Annotated in this window: 14 protein-coding genes and 1 tRNA gene; 7 read left to right on the top strand and 8 right to left on the bottom strand. The window is 64.1% G+C overall.

Going from position 1 to position 17,321, the window contains the following annotated elements:
• Positions 1-44: 44 nt before the first annotated feature.
• The gene (locus VF194_RS13850; RefSeq protein WP_330891767.1) at positions 45-1,136 is read right to left on the bottom strand and encodes a hypothetical protein; all 1,092 of its coding nucleotides are present in this window, start codon (positions 1,134-1,136) and stop codon (positions 45-47) included.
• A 378-nt stretch (positions 1,137-1,514) separates the two neighbouring features.
• Here VF194_RS13850 and VF194_RS13845 point away from each other — a divergent pair.
• Positions 1,515-1,591 (top strand) — tRNA-Arg (locus VF194_RS13845).
• A gap of 795 nt (positions 1,592-2,386) precedes the next feature.
• Here the strand turns inward: VF194_RS13845 and VF194_RS13840 are convergent.
• The 4 genes from VF194_RS13840 to VF194_RS13825 all read right to left on the bottom strand — a co-directional run bounded on the left by VF194_RS13840 (position 2,387) and on the right by VF194_RS13825 (position 7,431).
• Entirely contained in the window at positions 2,387-5,107 is a 2,721-nt protein-coding gene (locus VF194_RS13840) for a sensor histidine kinase (RefSeq protein WP_330891766.1), read from the bottom strand.
• Positions 5,107-5,382 (bottom strand): hypothetical protein, encoded by a 276-nt coding sequence (locus VF194_RS13835; RefSeq protein WP_330891765.1) that lies wholly within the window; start codon positions 5,380-5,382, stop codon positions 5,107-5,109. The genes VF194_RS13840 and VF194_RS13835 overlap by 1 nt, the downstream gene beginning before the upstream one ends.
• Positions 5,383-5,390: 8 nt before the next feature.
• Positions 5,391-5,789, bottom strand: coding sequence for a response regulator transcription factor (locus VF194_RS13830; protein WP_330891764.1), 399 nt, complete (start codon positions 5,787-5,789; stop codon positions 5,391-5,393).
• A gap of 85 nt (positions 5,790-5,874) precedes the next feature.
• Entirely contained in the window at positions 5,875-7,431 is a 1,557-nt protein-coding gene (locus VF194_RS13825) for a helix-turn-helix domain-containing protein (RefSeq protein ID WP_330891763.1), read from the bottom strand.
• A 189-nt stretch (positions 7,432-7,620) separates the two neighbouring features.
• Between VF194_RS13825 and VF194_RS13820 the strand changes: the two genes are divergently transcribed.
• The 4 genes from VF194_RS13820 (at position 7,621) to VF194_RS13805 (ending at position 12,412) form a co-directional block, all read left to right on the top strand.
• Complete coding sequence (locus VF194_RS13820) at positions 7,621-8,961, top strand: substrate-binding protein (RefSeq protein ID WP_330891762.1); 1,341 nt, start codon at positions 7,621-7,623, stop codon at positions 8,959-8,961.
• A gap of 69 nt (positions 8,962-9,030) precedes the next feature.
• Complete coding sequence (locus tag VF194_RS13815) at positions 9,031-9,876, top strand: branched-chain amino acid ABC transporter permease (protein WP_330891761.1); 846 nt, start codon at positions 9,031-9,033, stop codon at positions 9,874-9,876.
• 2 nt (positions 9,877-9,878) lie between these two features.
• Positions 9,879-11,717, top strand: a complete 1,839-nt coding sequence (locus VF194_RS13810; protein WP_330891983.1) for a branched-chain amino acid ABC transporter ATP-binding protein/permease — start codon at positions 9,879-9,881, stop codon at positions 11,715-11,717.
• On the top strand, positions 11,714-12,412 hold the full coding sequence (locus VF194_RS13805) for an ABC transporter ATP-binding protein (RefSeq protein ID WP_330891760.1): 699 nt from the start codon (positions 11,714-11,716) through the stop codon (positions 12,410-12,412). Before VF194_RS13810 ends, VF194_RS13805 begins: the two co-directional genes overlap by 4 nt.
• 64 nt (positions 12,413-12,476) lie before the next feature.
• Here the strand turns inward: VF194_RS13805 and VF194_RS13800 are convergent, their stop codons facing one another.
• Both VF194_RS13800 and VF194_RS13795 read right to left on the bottom strand, forming a co-directional pair.
• On the bottom strand, positions 12,477-13,229 hold the full coding sequence (locus VF194_RS13800; RefSeq protein ID WP_330891759.1) for a cyclic nucleotide-binding domain-containing protein: 753 nt from the start codon (positions 13,227-13,229) through the stop codon (positions 12,477-12,479).
• A gap of 49 nt (positions 13,230-13,278) precedes the next feature.
• The gene (locus tag VF194_RS13795) at positions 13,279-13,911 is read right to left on the bottom strand and encodes a hemerythrin domain-containing protein (protein WP_330891758.1); all 633 of its coding nucleotides are present in this window, start codon (positions 13,909-13,911) and stop codon (positions 13,279-13,281) included.
• 30 nt (positions 13,912-13,941) lie between these two features.
• Here VF194_RS13795 and VF194_RS13790 point away from each other — a divergent pair, with 30 nt between their 5' ends.
• A complete protein-coding gene (locus VF194_RS13790; RefSeq protein WP_330891757.1) occupies positions 13,942-14,706 on the top strand; it encodes a sulfite exporter TauE/SafE family protein in 765 nt (254 codons plus the stop codon).
• Here the strand turns inward: VF194_RS13790 and VF194_RS13785 are convergent.
• Positions 14,703-15,473 carry a DUF2189 domain-containing protein gene (locus VF194_RS13785; RefSeq protein WP_330891756.1) on the bottom strand — a complete coding sequence of 257 codons (771 nt, stop codon included), beginning with the start codon at positions 15,471-15,473 and terminating at the stop codon, positions 14,703-14,705. The two genes, VF194_RS13790 and VF194_RS13785, sit on opposite strands and share 4 nt — an antisense overlap.
• A 179-nt stretch (positions 15,474-15,652) precedes the next feature.
• Here VF194_RS13785 and ccoN point away from each other — a divergent pair.
• Positions 15,653-17,321: cytochrome-c oxidase, cbb3-type subunit I (ccoN, locus tag VF194_RS13780; RefSeq protein WP_414656108.1), on the top strand; the 1,669-nt coding region annotated here is incomplete at its 3' end.

Here is a 17,321-nt window from a genome sequence, read left to right as displayed (position 1 = left end):
TTTCCCCGGCGGGCTTTTGAAACCCTGAAGCCTGACCGGCCGCCTTAGCGGACGAAGACCTGCACTTCGTTGGCCGCCGCCTGCGCATCCCGTGCCGCGGTGACGTTCACCCGGCTGGCCGGCAGGCCCATATCGGCCAGCGAGCGCAGCACCCGGTCGGCATTGCGCCGCGCCTGGTTCTGGTTGCTGGCGGCCTGCGCCGGGGTTCCGCCGGCGGCGACGGCGACCACGTCGAACACCGCATTCGGCTTGCGCGCCAGCGCCTGCGAAACGGCGTTATACAGCGCCTGCTGATAGGGAACGTCGGCGCGGTCGAAGCGGATGACCACCAGCGGCACGCGGCCCTGGGTATTGACCGGGGCGCCGGTATCCATCGCTGCGAATTGCTGCGCGCCGGCATAATAGGTGGCGCGGTTGCCCAGCGACGGGCCGAGCAATTCGCCCTGCTTGATCGCCGCCGAAAGCGTCGTCAGGTTGGCGCGCTCGCTGCCGATATAGTTGCTCTGGCGCGCGACGTCCTGGCTGAGTTCGCCCAGCAGGCGGTCGATCAGCACGACCGTTTTGGCGGTCTCGTCCTCCAGCACGGCGAGCTGGCGGTGATCCTCGTCGATCGCGCCGGACAGGCTGTAGGTCGACTTGATCGCCTGCAGCAGATAGGTGGCCATCGCCGAATCGGCGGCGACCTGGTTGCCCAGGCTGCTGAGCTGATCGACATCGCTGGCCATGCGGTCGAGATTGACCTGGGCCTGATTCCACTGGTTGATCAGGATCGGATTGCCCGGCGTGGTGCCCATCTGCAGGCGGGTGCTGACCGCGGCCACCAGGCCGTGATAATTCTGCGAATCTTGGGTTGCTTTGACGCGGATGCTCTGCAGCGCTTGGTTGCGGCTGGTGACTTGCTGCTGGAGCTGGGCCAGCTCGCTGCGCATCTGCTGCACCTTCTGGCCGACGAAGGTGCCGGTCGGCTGCCCCGGGGTGACGCCGGGCACGGTGAAATTGGTCGAGCCCATGGCGGGGGGCGTGAGCACCGGCTGCGGATTCGCTTCGGCGCTCGACGGCGGAATCTGCTGCACCGTGGCGCCCGGCTGGCCGGCGGGATCCTCGCCGGTCAGCGACGGCCACAACTCGTCGGACATGTACGAGCAGCCCGACAGCGCCAGGACCAAGGCGGCGAGGGCAGTGGCTGAAGCCAGGCGGCGGCGCCGCTCTGTCGGAATACGAGCAGCCTCACAATGAACAGGTTGTGCCATGCCGCGCCGATTTGCGTTGCTGTTGTCTTGCTTTGTCATAATGGCCTGAGGGCCCCCCGTTGCACTCTCGGCCCGACACCGTCCTGCGGCCAGCGCGCGCCTTCTGCGAACGGTGGTATTCTAGGGGGGCGCGGAACCGCTCGCAAGCTTCATCTGCTAGTAGAATCCGAGGCTTGCGACGAACGGCAAAGGCTGTCGCTTGGCCCTTGCGCCGGCCCAGCGAATTGAGTAGGTTCCGCCCCCATCGCGGTTTTCGCCGCCTGCGCGCTCGTAGCTCAGCTGGATAGAGCACCAGACTACGAATCTGGGGGTCAGGAGTTCGAATCTCTTCGAGCGCGCCATTTTCTCCAAGAGCACAAACCGCTTAGCCGCGTCCCGCTTTGTTCGGTTTACACAGGACCGCTACGAGTTTACAGCGGTGCTCGAAGCCCCGAATACCGCCACGAGCTCGAATGAATTTCTCGCGGCGCGGCGCTCACGCGGATAGCAGGTCGCAACGGCTTTGAACCCGCCCGAGCCAGGCCAGCCAGTACCTTTCTCATTCTCCAACCTGCCGACGGGCTCATCCACCAGCAGTCCCGCGATTGAGGCGGCGAGCGGCCCGTCTTTGCCTTCAGGCGGGTCTGCCCGGCTTCACCGGAATATTTTTGCCGGTCGCGCGGCCGGTCGATGAAACGATGGAAAAAACGCAAACGGCTTGGCGCGATCACGCGTCGAAAGGCCTCCATCCAACGGCAGCTCAAAGCGCCCTTCCAGTCACATCCCCGTTTTGACCTGATCGACGATTGAGCGGGCTGTTGCCCATCGTCTTCTTGCCCTTGTCTTTCGGGCCGCAAGTTCCCATATTGTTCCTAAGCAACCCTGCTCTCCGGCAGGGCATTTCGCTGTTGGACAGGTGAATACGAAGGTATGCCGCGGCTGGCGCCGAAGAGGCCCGCCTGCCGCGGTTCGCAGCGGTCAGGGATGGTCGGTGGCGGTCCGTAGCCGACCGGGCCGGTCGCCAGCGGTCAAAAACCGGCCGGATTGCTGCAATGATGGCAGTGCAATCATTCCACAGCGGATACGAGGGAATTGGCCCATGCCGGCCGGTCCGGCCTCGCGGTCCGGCTCTCGGCGCGGCTGCGGCCGGGCTGCGCTCAGGCGGAGGGCAGCCGCACCGCGAAGGTCGCGCCCCTTTCGGCGCCCTCGAGCAGAACCAGCCTGCCGCCCAGCCGCTGCACGATGCTGCGGGAGATCGCCAGGCCCAGGCCGCTGCCGCCATAGCGTTTGCGCCGCTCGGTCGTGCTGCGCGAGAATTTCTCGAACAGCAGGTCGCGCTCCTCGGCGTCGATGCCGGGACCATTGTCGCGCACCCGCACTTCCACGGTCTTGCCGTCGCCGGCGATGCCCCCCTCGACCCAGACGATCGGAGTGGCGCTGTCGTTGTGGCGGATGGCATTGGAGATCAGGTTGATGAAGACCTGCTGCAGCCGGTCGGCCTCCACCCGGACCGGCAGAGGGGTGCCGTCCAGCGCATCGACGAGCTGGGCGCCATGGCTTTTCGCCAGTCCGGCCATCGCGGCCATCGCCTGCCGGGCGATGTGGCCGGCATCGGCGATGACGACCGGCCAGTTGATCTGGTCGTTCTCCACGCGGTTCAGATCGAGGATTTCGTCGAGCAGGCGGGTCAGGCGCTCGCTCTCCTGCTGGATGATCTGCAGGAAGCGGCGCGTCTGCGCGGTTTCCACCTCCGGCGTGTTGACGAGGATTTCCGCAAACGAGCGGATCGACGTCATCGGCGTGCGAAGCTCGTGGCTGACCCGGCTGAGGAAATCGTCCTTCATCATGTCCAGGCGGCGCAGCTGCTCGTTGGCGCGGCGCAGCTTCTCGGCCGTCTCCTCCAGCTCGGTCGATTTGCGTTCCAGCTCGCGGCTGTAGCGGATCGCCTGCTGCGTCTCGTCGAGGATGGAGATCACGGCTTCCACCGTGATCGTCTCGCCCATGACGATGCGCGATACCAGGGTGCGCGCCGAAGCGGCGCCGACGCTACTGGCCAGCTGCCGCTCGACGTAGGCGATGAGGGCGGGGTTGGGAATCGGCAGATCGTCCTTGCGGCCCTGGCGTCGGGCATAGTCGCGGAAAATGCGGTGCGCCCGTTCGTGGCCGAGGATGCTCTGCGTCAGCCGCAGCAGGTCTTCCGCATGCGCGGATCGCTGCAATGCGCTGTCGACATTCGCCGCCCGGCGCTCGAAGATGCCGACGAAGATCGCGCTCTGCAGCTGCTCGAGCGGCGACTGCCTGGAGAAGATCGAGACGCCGATATAGGCGGCGATGTTGAAGGACAGGCTCCAGAACAGCCCGTGCACCAGAGAGTCCCAGCCGGAAAGGCCGAACAGCGCGTCGGGCTTGAGGAAGGCCAGGCCGCCGGGGCCGTCGCGCAGCAGATCGAAAAACACGGTACCGGGGAGGGCGAAGCTCGGCAGCAGCAGGGTATAGGTCCAGATCGCGAAGCCGATCAGCAGGCCGGTGGTCGCGCCGCTCTTGGTCGCACCGCGCCAGAAGATGCCGCCCAGCAGCGCCGGCAGGAACTGCACGACGCCGGCGAAGGAAATCAGCCCGACCGAGGCGAGCGGATCGCTCGAGGTGATGGTGCGGTAATAGACGTAGCCCAGGGTGAGGATGGCGATGATGCTGCCGCGGCGGACCAGCAGCAATGTCCGCGAGAAATCGCCGGTGCCGGGTTCGCGGAAATGCGGCAGGCGCAGCAGCAGGGGCGTGACCAGATGGTTGGAGATCATGATCGACAGGGCGATGCTGGCCATGATCACCATGGACGTGCCGGCGGAAAGGCCGCCGATGAAGGCCAGCAGCACCAGATAGTCGCGGTTGTAGACCAGCGGCAGAGTTAGCACGTAAAGATCCGGATTCATGCCTTCCGGCAGGCGGGTCACGCCGGCGATGGCGATCGGAATGACGAACAGGCTGACCAGCAGCAGGTAGAGCGGGAATACCCATGACGCGGTGGCCAGATGGCGCTCGTCGGAATTTTCCACCACCGCGACCTGGAACTGCCGGGGCAGGCAGACCATCGCCGCCGCAGACAGGAAGGTGGTGACGATCCACCGCGTCTCGAAGCCCTCGCGGAAGACATAGAGGCGCTGCAGCGACGGGGATTGCAGGGCATGGTGGAACAGGTCGGCGACGCCGTCGTTCAGTTCGTAAAGACTGAAGAAGGCCACGGCGCCGAGGCTGAACAGCTTGACCATGGATTCCAGCGCAATCGCCGCGACCACGCCGGGATGGCGTTCGTCGGCGCCCAGGTTGCGGGTGCCGAACAGGATGACGAAGGCGCCCATGCAGATCGCCACCCAGAAGCCGGTGTCGCCCGGCAGGTTATGCTCGCCGATCTGGCCCAGCCCCGGGGCGGCATGGTCGCTGACCGCATTGTAGGCGGCGGCGACGGCCTTGAGCTGCAGCGCGATATAGGGGGTGACGACCACCACGGCGATCACCGTGATCAGCGCCGACAGCGATGCGCTCTTGCCGTAGCGGGCAGAAACGAAGTCGGCGATCGAGGTGATGCGCTGCGCCTTGGTGATGCGCACCAGCTTGCGCAGCAGATACCACCAGGCCATCAGCGCCAGCGTCGGGCCTATATAGATGGTGAGGTATTCCAGGCCGCTGCGCACCGCCGAGCCGACCGCGCCGAAGAAGGTCCAGGAGGTGCAGTAGATGGCGAGCGACAGGGTATAGCTGACCGACGAACTGACGAACCGTCCGGCGCCCTGCGCCACCCGCTGGTCGGTGACCCAGGCGAGCAGGAACAATCCGCCGAGATACAATCCGGCAACCGTGATGATGGCGGTCGATGCCAGCATCAGTCCGGCGGATTGCCCGCGTCGATGGCGGTCTTGCCGCGCGATTCCGGCGGGCCCGGATCGGCGGCAGCGGCGATGCGGATGAAGCGCCGCGAGAGCAGGGCGGTGAGCAGGATGCCGGCAAGCCAGGCGCCGAAGACATAAAGGTGCATCACCGGAATGCCGAACACGAACTCCGCCCGGCTGAAGATACTCAGATACGGCGGTATGAACAGGATGGTGCCGCCCAGGGGCAGGACGATGGCAAGTTCCTGGTAGCGGTTCTGTGAGGCCATGGGCCGAGCTAGTTCCGTGCCGCCGGTTGGTTCTGCGGCCCGGTTGCGAGCAGCCGGTCCACGCGGCTGACCAGATCCCGATTGGAGAAAGGCTTGGTCACGAAGTCGTCCACCCCAAGCTCGGTCATGCGCTGGCGGTCCGCCTCCTGACCCTTGGCGGTGAGGGCAAGGACGGGCAGGGCCCGAAGATTTTGCGCTGAGCGAATACGCGACAGCACCTCGAAGCCGTTGGCCGAGGGCAACATGATATCCAGGATGAGCAGGTCGGGCTTGGCGTTGGCTATGGCGGGGATGACGGCGGCGCCGTCTTCGACCGCGGTAACTTCATAGCCTTTGTGGCACAGCAGGAACGTAATGGCCTCAACGATGTAAGGCTCATCTTCGGCGACCAGGATTCGCCCGGGCATGATATCCTCCGCTGCTGGTTCTCGTTGTGTCTTGGCCCAGCTTGTTCAAGGCTAGCATGACGGCGGCAGGCCGGTCGAGGCCAAGTTAGCGCGGGCGGGAGGTCAGGATCGGCGGATAAGCGCGCTGCGGGCAGTCGGTTCGGCTGCAGGAGCGGCAGGATATGCCGGTGGATGTAGCCCTGGTGCGGCTGCCGTTGAACAGGTCGCCATAGACGATACGCGGCATATATGCGGCGTCGCAGCCGACCATGATGCTGAACAAGGTGGCATGCTCGCCATAGCCGGCGGCGTGTTTGGAGACGCATTTGGCGATCAGGAGGTAATGCTCGCCTTCCGGCATGTGAGCCAGTTGCGTGACCACGCGGCCGAGGGAATGAAAGGCGGTATAGAGCGGCCAGAGCGCGCAGCCGCCGTTGTAACGCGGCATGCGCAGGCCCGGAATGCTGAAGCGCTTCGACAGATTGCCGGCCGGATCGCTGCGCAGGAAGGCGAATGGCACGCCCTCGGCGCCCGGGCGGCGCAGCGTGACCAGCCGGTGAGCCGTCTGCTCGAAACTGCCTCCGAAGGCATGCGCCAGGCGCTCGATATCGTACCGCCAGGCCTCCGCCATCTCGTGAAAGCGCTCGTACGGAAACAGCAGGGCGCTGGCCATGTAGTTGGCGAGCGCGTGCCGGGCGGCCTGGCGCGACGCGTCGCTGCTCAGCAATGGCGATCCGAGGACGATTTCCGACAGCAGGGCCGCATGGTCCCGCTCGGCCAGGCATCGCGCCAGTATGAAGCGGTTGCTGGCTTCCCGCCGCCGGGGATCGAGGCGGACGACATCGGCGCCCGATGACGCCTCTGCGGCCTGGTAGGCCATCCCTTCGGCGCTTTCGATGCGGAGCTTATGCAGATTCTCCAGGCGCTCGGCCATCGCCGCTTCGGCGATCCGGTCGCCGCCGCCGAGCAGGCGGCGCAGGTCGCCGGCGGCCTCCTCCAGTTCGGGAAAATAGTTGCTATGGTAGATGATGAAGTCGTCGACTTCTTCTTCCGGCGAGGAGCCGGCGGCATGGCCCGGTCTGGCGCTGAGAAGTTCGATCATCGTCCGCGCGCTCGAGCCGAGCGCATCCGCTTCCGCCGCGATGATGCCGGAGAAACGCCGCCGCGCCGCCTCGTCGAGCTCGCCATGTTCCTGCAGGATTTCGGCGAAGGCCCGGATCGACGTGATTCGCGTCAGGACGGCATGGCTGAGTTCGATCAGGGCCGGGTTCTGGCTCAGCCGGTCGGACAGGGCGACGGCGGTTTCCGATGCTTCGCGATAACTGCGGTGGAGCTGCAGGATGGCGCGCGCCCAGGCAGGGGCGACGGCGACAAAATCGAGCACCTGTTCAGGATCTGTCGTCGGCAGGTTGGCATAGGTGCGGGCGATTTCCAGAAGGTCCTGGGACAGCCGGAGATTGTCCGTGTCGCTCAGGCGGCTGGGGGCGATTCCGAGCGCGGCGGCGATCCGGTTGATAAGGGCGCCGGCGATCGGCCGTTTGTTGTGTTCGATCAGGTTCAGATAGGAGGTCGAAATCCCCGCCGCCGCCGCCAGAGCCGCCTGCGTCATGTGCTTTTTCCTGCGTTCCTCGCGGATCTGATGGCCAATCGGAAGACGGGGCATGGCGGTGATTTCCTGCAGGTTTGTAAATTTTTTTACTAGTTTAATTTGAAATTTTCAATGTTTTCACAAAAGTTTGCAATATGGGCAGCCTTTAGTTGCGAGGCCATCCGACTGTTCCTACAGATAGTCCGCAGCGTGCCGGTGGGGTCTGCTGCCAAGGCACGAAAAGCCATAATGGGAGGAGTTCCAATGACCGTTTTCGATAAGCCGCGTACCCGCCGTGCTTTTCTGCAGGCGGGTTCCGTTCTGGCCGGTGGCGCCTTGCTGCCGTCCGGTCTGATCCTGCCCGCATTCGCCGCAGAGCATCCTGCGCTGGGCACCTATCCCGCCGGTTCCTCTGGCGATTCGGTGTTTGTCGGCATTTCGGTGCCGCGCACCGGCACCTATGCCGCGTCGGGCGAGGATCTGATCAAGGGCTACGTGCTTGCCATCGAGCATCTCAATGCCGGCCATGACCTGATGCACAAGATTTCGCCGAACCTCAAGAAGGGGGTGCTCGGCAAAACCGTCAAATACGGCATCGCCGACAGCCAGGCCAAGCCGAACACGGCGGTTCAGGCGCTGTCGAAGTTCATCAGCGAGAACAAGGCCGTGATGATGACCGGCTCGGTTTCGAGCGCCGAGGCGGTGGCCAACAACAAGCTGGCGCAGCGCGAGAAGGTGATCTACCTGCCGGGCATCTCCGGCTCGAACGATACGACCGGCAAGGACTGCGTGCGTTACTCCTTCCGCGAATGCTTCTACGCCGAAACCGCGGCCAAGGCGATCGCGCCGGTGCTGATCAAGAATATCGGCAAGAACAAGAAGATCGCCTTCCTGACGCCCGATTATACCTACGGCCACACCGTGCGGCAGTCGATGGAAGAGCATCTGAAGGCCGGCGGCTGGACCGTTGCGACCAACCAGGTCTCGCCGCTCGGCACCACCGATTTCAGCTCTTACCTGCTGAATGTGGCCAATAGCGGCGCCGATGTGGTGATCAACATCAATTTCGGCCGCGACGCGGTTCTGTCGATCAAGCAGGCCAAGGACTTCGGCATCATCGGCAAGATGACGCTGGTTGTGCCCTACAATACGCCGTTCCTGGCGAAGGAAGTCGGGGCGGACATCATGGCCGGCGTGTTTGCCGCCACCGATTACTGGTGGACCCTGGAAGAGAAGTTCCCGCTCGCCAAGATGTTCAACGATGCCTTCCGGGGCAAGTACAAGTCCAATCCGGAATGGGGCGCCAACGCGGCCTATATGCAGGTCGCCATGTGGGCCGACGCCGTCGAACGCGCCAAGACCTTCTATCCGCCGGAAGTCATCAAGGCGTACGAAGCCGGCTACAAGGTCCAGTCCACGGTGGGCGAGGTCTGGTTCCGCGGTGCCGACCATCAGCTGGTACGCCCGGTCATCGTCACGCGCGGCAAGAAGCCGGCCGATATGAAGGGTCCGGACGACTACTATGACGTGGTTGACGTGGTCCCGGGTGAGGGGCTGATGCAGGCACCCGATGCGTTCGGATGCAAGCTCGGCGACTATACCTGATCCATCGTTGAATTCGTGATCCGTGCGCGGGGTTGAGGAATGCTCTCGTGGCCTAATTTTATTTCACAGATGTTTAACGGGCTGGTGCTCGGCGCTCTGCTGGCGCTGATCAGTTCCGGTCTGACGATCATCTATGGCACGCTGGGTGTCCTCAACCTCGCGCACGGCGCGATGTTCATGATCGGCGGTTACGCCGGTTACGTTGCCTACCAGTTATCCGGATCATTCCTCGTCGCCATCGCGGCCGGCGCCATCTTCATGATGTTCGTCGGAATCGTGATGGAGCGGCTGATCATCCGGCATTTCTACAGCCGGCCGCATGAAGACCAGATTCTGGTCACCTTCGGGCTCGGCATCGTCTATGTCGAGACGATCCGTTTCTTCTTCGGCAGCCTGTCGAAATCGGTGCCGGCGCCAAGCTGGGCAACCGGCATCACCAATCTCGGCTTCATGATCTATCCGACCTATCGCCTGGCGGTGATCGGCATCGTGGCGATCGCCTTGCTGGTGCTGTATCTCCTGCTGTACCGCACCAAGCTCGGCATGATCGTCCGCGCCGGCATCGAGGATGCGGTGATGGTCGGATCGCTCGGCATCAATGTCTATCGCGTCTTCATGATCGTGTTCGGCATTGGCGCCATGGCGGCCGGCTTTGCCGGCATCGTCAACGTGCCGGTGGCGCCGATCACGCCGGATATCGGCGAGGCGATCCTGGTGGAAGCCTTCGTAGTGGTGGTGATCGGCGGCGTCGGCTCGTTTCCGGGCGCCGTACTCGGCGGCCTGATCGCGGGCGAAATCCTCAGTATTACGGCGATGTTCGATCCAAGCTTATCTCAAGCCATGCTGTTTGCAGTGATGACACTGGTACTCATGTTGCGTCCACACGGACTGCTCGGCTCGCAGGGACGGTCGTGACCATGGTAAAGCGCACTTTGCTCCGCCGCCGCTGGCTGCCGGATCTCCTGACCGCGCTCGGCCTGCTGATCGCGCCCTACATCCTGCCATTCGCCGGCTTCGTTCCGGATACGATGAACCGTATTCTGGTCTTCGGCCTGTTCGGCATCGGTTTCGACCTGCTGTTCGGCTATACCGGCCTGCTGTCTTTCGGCCAGTCGGCCTTTTTCGGCACCGGCGGCTTTTTCGCGGCCTATCTGCTGACCCGGGCCGGCCTGTCCAGCGTGGTGCTGGGGCTGGCGATCGGCACCGTGGTGGCGGCGATCACGGGCTATCTGATCGGCTTTATCGCCTTGCGGCGGACGGGCATCTATTTCGCCATGATCACGGTGGCGATCGCCGAGGTGTTCTTCTTCGTCGAGAACTCGCCGCTGGCAGCTTTCACCGGGGGCGAGAACGGCCTTCCGGGCGTGCCGTCGCCGACCTTCTATCTCGGCTTCACCACCATCCATATCACCAGCGGCTGGTCGATGTATGGCTTCATTGCCGTCTGCTATCTGATCGGCATGGTGATTGCCCGGCAGATCGTGCGCTCGCCGGTGGGCCACATCCTGATTGCGATCCGTGACAATCCTCAGCGCGCCGCGGCGGTCGGCCACGACGTGCAGAAGTACAAGCATCTCGTCTTCGTCATCGCTGCGGCTTATGCCGGCCTGGCGGGCGGTCTGCTCGGCGTGCTTCAAGGTTACATGCCGCCCGAGGCGTTCACCTTCGACACTTCGGGACAATTGGTGATGCAGGCCGTGATCGGCGGTCTGGGCACGCTGTTCGGGCCCCTGGTCGGCGCCACGGTGTGGCTCTACCTGCGCGACTTCCTGCAGGGGCCGCTGGCTTTGGGCGCCTCGTGGAAACTGGCGCTGGGTGTGATTTTCGTGCTGCTCGTCTGCTTCCTGCGGCGCGGCATCATCGGCGCGCTCAAGGACCTTTGGGCGCTGACCGTGACGCGCGGTGCCGCCGAAGCACAGCCGGCGGAAGCGTCGGCTGCCGAAACGGCGGCCGCCATGGCGGCGCCGCTGCCGCCCAGCAGTCACGCCCTGACCGGCTCGTCGGGGCCGATCCTGCAGGTCAAGGGGGTGACCAAGCGCTATGGCGGCCTCGTCGCCAACGGAGACATCGACTTTACGGTGCAGCACGGCGAATTGCGGGCTGTTATCGGTCCGAACGGCGCCGGCAAATCGACCTTCTTCAAGCTGCTCACCTGTGAAGTGGCGCCGACCTCCGGGACCATCATCTTCGAAGGCCGCGACATCACCGGCATGAGCGTTACCGATGTGTGCCAGTTGGGGTTGACCAAGAGCTACCAGGTCAATCAGCTCTTCTCCAACCTGACCGTCCGCGAGAATCTCACCATAGCGGCACTGGCGGAGGCCCGCGGCCGGTTCCGCGTCGATGTTCTGCGCAATGTCGACACCATGCCTGGCGTGAGCGAGCAGGTGATGCATACCGCCGCGCTGGTCAACCTCACGCATCGGCTGGACATTCCCGTCTCGGCGCTAGCCTATGGCGAGAAGCGGCGGCTTGAAATCGGTTTGGCGTTGGCAACCTCGCCGAGCCTGCTGCTGCTGGACGAGCCTCTGGCCGGTATGAGCCCGAGCGAACGTGTCGAAACCGTGAAACTGTTGAAGTCGATCCGGCAGGGCCGCACGCTCGTCATTATCGAACACGACATGGATGCGATTTTCGAGATGGCGGAGCGTATCACCGTGCTGCATGAGGGCAGGGTGCTGGTCGAAGGAACGCCGGCGGAAATCCAGGGGAACAAGATGGTTCAGGAAGCCTATCTCGGCGGGGTGCTGGAATGAGCTTGCTGGAGGCTAAGGCGCTCAACACCTATTACGGGGATTCGCATATCCTTTTCGATGTTTCCTTGCGGGTGGAGCGCAACGAAGTGGTGGCTCTGCTTGGCCGCAACGGCGCCGGCAAGAGCACCACGCTGAAAAGCCTGATGGGCGTTGTGCGGCCGCGTAGCGGCTCGGTGATCTTCGACGACAACGACGTCACCGGCAAGCCGAGCCATGCCATTGCGCTGGCCGGCATGCAACTCGTCCACGAGGAGCGCCGCATCTTCGGCAGCCTGAATGTCGAGGAGAATCTCGTTCTGGCCGGCCTGACGGCGCAGAATAAATGGCCGCTGGAGCGGATTTACGAGATGTTTCCGCGGCTGAAGGAACGCCGTAGCAGCCGGGGAACCGATCTATCCGGCGGCGAGCAGCAGATGCTGGCGATTGCCCGCGCCTTGATCCGCGATCCCAAGATCATCCTGCTGGACGAGCCGTTCGAGGGTCTCGCGCCGGTCATTGTCCATGATCTGATGCGGGCCTGCCGCGACCTCGCCGCAGCGGGGCAAACCATCGTTCTGGTCGAGCAGAATCTGGCAGCCACGCTGGCGCTCGCGCAGCGGGTCTATGTGATCAACAACGGCCATGTCGTGCATGAGGGCTCGGCCGCCGATATCCGGCAGCAGCCCGATATCCTGCAACGGTATCTGGGCGTCTGATCGCACGGCAGAGGCCGCGTATGCGGCATAGTCTGCGACGTTGAGGCAAACGCCTCAGCGCGAATCAGTCCCCGGAATCGGCCAGCGCGGCCAGTGCGTCCGGGTTGTCGATGCTGACGCGGTCGGCGTTCAGCAAGCTGATGATGTTCGATTTCCGCAGCTTGGTGAAGCAGCGGCTGACCGTCTCGATGGTCAGTCCGAGATAGTCGCCGACTTCCGCACGGGTCATCGGCAGCAGCAGGGGATTGGTGACGGCGCCGCGGGTTTTGGCGCGCTCGATCTGCATCAGCAGGAATGTCGATATCCGTTCCATCGCCGTCTTGCGGCCGAGCAGCAGGATCTGATCCTGCGCTGCTTCCAGCTCGGTGGTCGCGACCGTGAGCAGCCGGTGTTCCAAAGTCGGAATGCGGGCGAGCAGATCATGGAAGGCGCGGCGCACGAAGCGGCAGACCCGTGCATCGGTGAGCGTCTCGGCGCTGACCGAATGCTGAGCGCGGGCATTGAAGCCGAGGAAATCGCCCGGACCCAGGAAGCCGGTGATCTGGCGGCGGCCATCGGCCATGGATTTCGAGAGCGCAACGCTGCCGGCGGTGATGTTGTAGACGTATTCCGCGTCGTCGCCTTCATGGAAGATCATCTGGCGCGGCTTGAAGGCGAGGTTGGTGGTCAGGCTGGCGACGTCCGCCTGCTCGTCCGCCGTCAACGGCGCGCAGATCGTCAGGCTGCGGGCCGTGCAGTTGGCGCAAACATCCGGCAGTTCCGCCGTGGCCGGCCGTGGGCGCGGCTGCATCGCTACGACGTTGTGGCCGCTGATCATCTGAAGCTCCCACTTCTTCCGACAGGAAATATGCATCTCAAGCCACTATTTATTTTACGGAGTGAAGGCGTTTTTTCATAGCCTGCTTCCACTGCGACAAATCGTCCGAGGACAGGCGATCACGCGCAAGCGGAAGAATGATGGCCTCTTCCCAGGCAAGATGGCGGCGTTGGCGCTCGGCAAAGGCGCGCAGCGCCACCAGCGTCGCGGCCGCTTCGCCATCGGACAGTCCAGTTGCAATTTCGTCGCATTTCGCGGCAAGCAGCAAAGCCTCCTGCCGGTCGCGCCGATGCTCTTCCATGAGCTGCCGGATCGCTTCATCCAGGTCGTCGCCAAGCAGAAGGCGGGGCTGCAGTTTCACCAACAGGCCATCCTCTTCCTCGGTGATCACGGCCAGATAGTCGTGGCGCAGAAAGCCAGCCAACGCCGCCGCGATATTGCGGGCAAGGGCTGGCGGCGTGTTCGGCAACGCGTCCATGATGGCGCAAACCGCGACGAGCGAGAGCCGCTGGCCGGCAAGAATATCGAATGGCGAACCGTCCTGCGCCGCGCCGCCGAGCGCGGCGAAAAGCCGCAATAAGGCCGGCGTTACCGATTGGCGCAGTTCGACGAGGTTGCCGGCTGGATTCATAACGCCACGGTGGTGCATGCCGGTGCCGGCGGCATTGATCAGGATCAACACCTTATAATGGTTTTGAAGTAAGCTCCTGCGATGGATTGGCATTGGTTTCTTTCCGCCTGCACGGCCTTCGCCAGGGGCGATGTGGCGACGGCAATGACGGGCTTCGGCTTGCCGGCCGGTCTGTTCCTGATGGGGTTGATCGGCGGCGCGGCGCATTGCGCCGGCATGTGCGGGCCTTTCGTGCTGGCGCAGGTCGGCAATCGGCTGGCGGCAACGCCGGTCGATCAGGCGACGCGGCTGGTGCGGCTGCGCGGTGCCGCCTTGCTGCCGTACCATTTCGGCCGCCTGACGACCTATACCGCCTTGGGCGCGGCGGCGCCGGTGGCTGCCGGTGGCATCGGCTCGCTACTGATCGGCGGGCAGGTGCCGGCCTTTGCCCTAATAGCCGCCAGCCTGGTGTTCCTGACCCTGGCCGCCGATCAGCTCCTGCCGAAACGTTCGGTGGCCGGTTTCGGCAGCATCGCCGGCGTTTGGCATCGCCTGCTGGCGCCGTTCTTTGCGAAACCGACAGGGGCTTCGGGTTACGTGCTTGGCGTGGGGCTCGGCTTCCTGCCCTGCGGCATGCTCTATTCGGCGCTGCTGCTTGTCGGCGCCAGCGGCGACTGGCGGCGCGGCGCGCTCGGCATGGCGGCATTCTCGCTCGGCACCATGCCGGCCTTGTTCGCCGTCGGCGGATTGGGCGTGGTGCTGAGGCAGCGGCTGCGCCAATCCCTGCGGCGTTTCCTGGTGCCGATCCTGATCTTCAACGCCGTATTGGCGGCATTGATGGCCTGGCGCTGGCTGGCGGCCAGCTAACCGACCAAATCCTTGTAGGCATGCCAGGTGGCATGCGCCACCAACGGGAACAGCAATCCCAGCCCGACGAAGAAGGTGGCCAGCCCGATGGCGGTGAACAGAACGATGAGCCCGGCCCAGAGGGCCATGGCCTTCGGGTTTTTCCGTACCGTCCGCAGGCTGCACAGCATCGCCGAAACCACGTCGATGTCGCGATCGAGCAGCATCGGCAGCGAGATCGCCGAAACGGCAAAGACCAGCGCCGCAAAACCGGCGCCAAGCATGGCACCGATCACCAGGAACGGCAGATTTTCCGCATCGATCAGATAAAACGGGATGGCTTCCAGCGGCGGCACCTCGCCATGGAAATACAGTGCAAACCACAGCAGTGCGATCCGCGTCCAGGCGAAATGCAGCAACAGCAGCACGACGCCGAAGGTTGCCACCTGCATCGGCCGCCGCCAGGCGGTCACCGCGATGACAAGGCCGGTCGGCTCGCCGGCTTGCAGGCGGCGGCTGGTATCGTAGAGCCCGACGGCGATCAGCGGGGCGAGCAGAAAGAAACCGCCGGCCAGGGGCAGAACCAGATAGGGCAAATCCGCCTGCCAAAGTCCAAGCACCAGGAGGTAGCTGACCAGAACCAGGCCGCTGCCATAACCGAGGCTGACAACCGGCGTGCTGGCGAGATCGCGCCAGCCCGACGCCAGCCATTGCCAGGGCTGGTCCGGGCGCACCTGCCGCACGACGATGGACCGGGTAAGCGGAATCGGCTGACTGATGCTGGCCATAGTCAAGTACCTCCCAGACGTCTTTCCCATTCTGCGGCGATACGTCGCAAACTTTAGCCGGTATTGCATAGGTTTGCCCGTCGGCGTTTGACATGGGTCAATGCCGGAATCGGGGGCGGGGCCAAGTATGCCGCCGCCGGACGGGTCTGTTCCCGTCCGGGCGCCATAGCGAGGACTGCATGACCGCACTAGCCGCCGCCCCGAACCGGGCAACCTTCGAACCCTATATCGAGGACGTCGTCCGCGCCTTCGTGATCGCCACCATATTCTGGGGCGTCGCAGCGTTCGCCGCCGGCGTTTATGTCGCTCTGCAGTTGGCCTTTCCGCAGCTCAATCTCGGGCTGGAATGGACCACCTTCGGCCGGCTGCGGCCCCTGCATACCTCGGCAGCGATCTTTGCCTTCGGCGGTAACGCCTTGCTCGGCTCGTCGCTTTACGTCGTGCAGCGCACCTGCCGGGCGCGCCTGTTCGGCGGCGCCTCGGTCGGCTGGTTCCTGTTCTTCGGCTATCAGCTCTTCATCGTGCTCGCGGCGCTCGGATACGTCTTCGGGATTACCCAGAGTCGGGAATATGCCGAGCCGGAATGGTTCGTCGATCTCTGGCTGACGCTGGTCTGGGTCGTTTACCTGATTGCCTATCTCGGCACGGTGATGAAGCGCGAGGAGCCGCATATCTATGTGGCGAACTGGTTCTACATCTCCTTCATCATCACCATCGCGATGCTGCATATCGTCAACAACCTGGCGGTGCCGGTATCGCCGTTCAGCAGCAAGAGCTACTCGCTGTTCTCCGGCGTGCAGGACGCTCTGGTGCAGTGGTGGTATGGCCATAACGCCGTCGGCTTCTTCCTCACGGCCGGCTTCCTGGCGATGATGTACTATTTCATCCCGAAACAGGCGAACCGGCCGATCTATTCGTATCGGCTGTCGATCGTCCACTTCTGGTCGCTGATCTTCCTGTACATCTGGGCGGGTCCGCACCACCTGCTGTACACGGCGCTGCCCGACTGGGCACAGTCGCTCGGCACGGTGTTCTCAGTCATGCTGATCGCGCCGTCCTGGGGAGGCATGGTCAACGGGCTGCTTACGCTGCGCGGCGCGTGGGACCGCGTAAGAGAGAGTGCGGTGCTGAAGTTCATGGTCGTCGGCGTCACGGCCTACGGCATGTCGACGTTCGAAGGGCCGATGATGTCGCTCAAGAACGTCAATGCGCTGACGCACTACACCGACTACGTGATCGGCCACGTCCACGTCGGCGCGCTCGCGTGGAACGGCGGGCTGGCGTTCGCGATGCTCTACTACATCATTCCGCGGATCTACGGAACGAAGCTGTACTCCGAGCGGCTGGCCAACGCCCATTTCTGGCTCGCGACGCTCGGCATCCTCTTCTACGCGATTCCCATGTATGTCGCCGGGATCACCCAGAGCCTGATGTGGCAGGAGTTCACACCGGACGGCGCGCTGCGCTATCCGAACTTCCTCGAGACCGTCGTGCGCCTGCGGCCGATGTACGCGCTGCGCGCGGGCGGCGGGGCGCTGTTTACGCTTGGCGGACTCGTCGCCGCCTACAACCTGTACCGGACGGCCCGTCAGGGCGTCTTCGTCGCAGGCGAGTCAGCGCAGGCGCCTCCGCTCGTGGCGATGGCGCAGCCGCGATCGGCAGACTGGCACAGGACCCTCGAGGCGCGTCCCGTCCGGTTCGCCGCGTTCACCTTCGTCGCGGTGGCGATCGGCGGAGTGGTCGAGTTCGTGCCAACCGCCCTCATTCGGTCCAACGTTCCGACCATCGCGGCGGTCAAGCCGTATACGCCGCTCGAGATCGAAGGGCGGGATCTCTACATCCGTGAGG

Source organism: Ferrovibrio sp., assembly GCF_036381655.1.
Taxonomy (GTDB): Bacteria; Pseudomonadota; Alphaproteobacteria; order Ferrovibrionales; family Ferrovibrionaceae; genus Ferrovibrio.
This window is presented reverse-complemented; position numbering and strand designations above follow the sequence as displayed.